5 protein-coding genes are annotated in these 2,965 nt (G+C 68.9%); 3 read left to right on the top strand and 2 right to left on the bottom strand.

All coding sequences use genetic code 11. From position 1 onward, the window contains the following. A partial coding sequence (locus tag AC3XYG_RS10145; protein ID WP_489139704.1) for a glycogen debranching protein occupies positions 1–1,214 on the bottom strand: 1,214 nt, incomplete at its 3' end. A gap of 70 nt (positions 1,215–1,284) precedes the next feature. Between AC3XYG_RS10145 and AC3XYG_RS10140 the strand changes: the two genes are divergently transcribed. From AC3XYG_RS10140 to vapC, 3 genes are all read left to right on the top strand, one after another. Then, positions 1,285–2,094, top strand: coding sequence for a hypothetical protein (locus AC3XYG_RS10140; RefSeq protein WP_489139703.1), 810 nt, complete (start codon positions 1,285–1,287; stop codon positions 2,092–2,094). A 75-nt stretch (positions 2,095–2,169) separates the two neighbouring features. Further along, positions 2,170–2,400: an antitoxin gene (locus AC3XYG_RS10135; RefSeq protein WP_489139702.1), complete on the top strand. Its 231-nt coding sequence runs from the start codon at positions 2,170–2,172 to the stop codon at positions 2,398–2,400. After that, on the top strand, positions 2,400–2,810 hold the full coding sequence (gene vapC, locus AC3XYG_RS10130) for a type II toxin-antitoxin system tRNA(fMet)-specific endonuclease VapC (protein WP_489139701.1): 411 nt from the start codon (positions 2,400–2,402) through the stop codon (positions 2,808–2,810). Before AC3XYG_RS10135 ends, vapC begins: the two co-directional genes overlap by 1 nt. Before the next feature lie 7 nt (positions 2,811–2,817). Here the strand turns inward: vapC and AC3XYG_RS10125 are convergent. Then, the coding region (locus AC3XYG_RS10125; RefSeq protein WP_489139705.1) for an alpha amylase C-terminal domain-containing protein at positions 2,818–2,965 on the bottom strand (148 nt) is incomplete at its 5' end.

The following is a 2,965-nucleotide window of genomic DNA, read 5'->3' as shown; positions in this document are numbered from 1 at the left end:
AAGCCGCCGACGCGATAGCCGCCGGGCCCGATGTCCCAGGGCTCGGCGATCAGTTTGCACGGCGCCAGCACCGGGTCCTGCGCCACGGCCTGGAGGAAGGGGGCGGCGGAGGTGAAGTCGCCGCCGACCCGGGCCAGGGTGGTGGCGAGGTCGAAGCGGAAGCCGTCGACATGCGCGGCTTCGACCCACCAGCGCAGGCTGTCCATCACCATTTGCAGCACCCGGGGATGGCCGAGGTCGAGCGCGTTGCCGGTGCCGGTGGGGTTGAACGGCTCGCGCCGGTCATGCGGCGCGTGCTGATAGTAGGACAGGTTGTCGATGCCTCGGAAGTTCAGGGTCGGGCCGAAGACGTCGCTCTCCACCGTGTGGTTGTAGACGACGTCGAGGATGACCTCGATCCCGGCCCGGTGCAGCGCCTTGACCGCGTTGCGCAGGGCGTCGAGCGGTGCCCGGTAAGAAAGTGAAGAGGGGGCGCCGGCATAGGCGGGATGGACGGCGAAGAAGGCCGCGGTGTTGTAGCCCCAGTAGTTGCGCAAGCCCCGGTCAAACAGCGCACGCTCGTCGAGGAAGGCGTGCACCGGCATCAGCTCGACCGCGGTGACGCCGAGCCGGCGCAGATGGTCGACCATGACGGGATGGGCCAGGCCGCCCAGGGTGCCGCGCAACGGTTCGGGGATGCCGGGGTGGCGCATGGTCAGGCCGCGGAGTTGGGCCTCGTACAGCACGGTCTCGCCCCACGGCGTGCGCGGCGCCTCGTCGCCCTCCCAGTCATGCGCCGAGTCGATCACGACCGATTTCGGCACGAAGGCGGCGCTGTCGCGCGGGTCGAAGGACAGGTCGGCCTCCGCCGCGCCGCGGATGTAGCCATGCACCGAATCGTCCCAGCGGAAGCTGCCGGCCAGCCCCTTGGCATAAGGGTCCAGCAGCAGCTTGTTCGGGTTGAAGCGGTGGCCGTCCAGCGGCGCATAGGGGCCGTGGACCCGGTAGCCATAGACCGTGCCGGCGCCGGCGCCCGGCAGCAGCCCGTGCCAGACCCGGTCGGTCCGCGCCGCCAGGTCGTGCCGTGCGACTTCCTGCCGCCCCTCGGCATCGAACAGGCACAGTTCGACCCGCTCCGCATGCGCGGAAAACAGCGCGAAATTCACGCCTTCCGCGGTCGGGGTGGCGCCGAGCGGCCAGGACCGGCCGGGCGGAAGCGGGGCGGGCAGGGGCATTGCGAGTGTTCCTTCGATCCGGTCCGATGGGCAGGATGGGGCGTGCGATCCAGGCCGTCCACCGGCCATCGTGACACGCCTGCGCGATCGTGCCGCCCTGACCGGCCGACACGATTTCACCAAGTTTCCCGGCTACGGCATCGCCGCCGGCCATGGCCGACCCATCGAAGGGCCCGTCGAAGGCCCCCATGTTGAAAGGATCGCCTGCGTGACCCCCGCCGATCACGATCACAGCCCGGCCGAGCCGGCCGAACCCGCCCCGAAGCGCGATGCGGAGGCGTCGCGGATCGCCGTCGCTGCCACCATCATCGTCGCCTTCGTCGCGCTGGTCGCCGCGGTCTATCTGGGTGTCGAAAGCCGCAGCGCCGGCCAGACACGCGACGCGGTCCAGGCCAGGCTGGGATCGGTGCAGCAGGAGCTGGCGGCGCTGAAACAGGCCGGCGCCGACCGCGACGGGCTGAGGGCCGAGAGCAACCAGATGAAGGCGCAGCTCGACCAGATCCGCGCCGCGCTGGCCGACACGGTGAAGCGCCGAGACCAGGCGGGCCAGGTGGCCGCAGCGGCCGAGGCCCAGGTCAAGAGTGTCCAGGACCGGCTGGCAGGGGCCGAGACGGAGGCGGCATCGAAGCGGGCCGAGCTCGGCGGCCTCGACAGCCAGATCGACCAGTTGCGGTCGCAGGAGGCGGCGCAGCGCGACAGCTATGGCCGGCTGAACGCCGCCGCGGCCGACGTCAACGGCCAGCTCGCCCAGGCGACGGACCAGCTCGGCAAGACCCAGGGCGATTTGGCGGCGGCGCGGCAGCAGCTGGCCGACCTGCAGACCCAGATCGCCCGAACCGCGGACGAGCTGAAACGCCAGGCAGAGACGGCGAAGCCCTGAACTGCAGGACCTCCGGGTCTTGTTCGATGCGGTAAAAGTATATACACTATCGTATATACTTTGGAGGCGAGGATCATGGCGACCGCGCGTGTGTTCCAGTCCGGCAACAGCCAGGCCGTCCGGCTGCCGAAGCAGTTCCGCTTCGACAGCCAGGAGGTCGAGATCTTCCGCCGCAGTGACGAGATCGTGCTGCGAGAGAAGCCGCGCGGCATGGCCCGAGCGTTCCATCTGCTGGCCGGTCTGCCGGACGACGGCGTGGGTGATGATCGGGAAGACGGGCCGCCGCAGGATCGCGAGGACCTCTGATGTCTGTTGCCCGGTATCTACTGGACACCAACATCTGCATCTACATCCGTCGCCGCAAGCCGCCCGAGGTGCTGGCCCGATTCGAAGCATTGAAGCCGGGCGAAGCGGTGCTGTCCGTCATCACCTATGGCGAGCTGCTGTACGGCGCGGAAAAGAGCGAGGCTCGGGCAAAGGCAATGCAGACGCTGCAGGAACTCGTCGAATACCTTCCCGTCCTGGCCCTGCCGGCGGAGGCGGGTGAGGCCTATGGTGCGATTCGGGCCGACTTGGCGGTGAAGGGAGAGATCATCGGCAACAACGATCTCTGGATCGCCGCTCACGCCAAGGCAGCCAAGCTTACGCTCGTCACCAACAATGAGCGGGAGTTCAGGCGAATCGGCGGACTGAAGATCCAGAACTGGGCGGTTTGAGGCGGCTTCACCCCGCCCATTCGAACAGCATCGTCGCCAGCGGTGGCAGGGTCAGCAGCACCGAATAGGGCCGGCCGTGCCAGGGTGAGGCCTCGGCCTCCACCCCGCCGAAATTGCCGAGGCCGGAGCCGCCATAGCCGGCGGCGTCGGTGTTC

It is taken from the genome of Inquilinus sp. (assembly GCF_057815775.1).
This window is presented reverse-complemented; position numbering and strand designations above follow the sequence as displayed.

Excerpts from the sequence above, each read along its gene's own strand:
- AC3XYG_RS10135 (WP_489139702.1), top strand. The coding sequence starts at position 2,170 with ATGGCGACCGCGCGTGTGTTCCAGTCCGGCAACAGCCAGGCCGTCCGG.
- vapC (WP_489139701.1), top strand. The coding sequence starts at position 2,400 with ATGTCTGTTGCCCGGTATCTACTGGACACCAACATCTGCATCTACATC.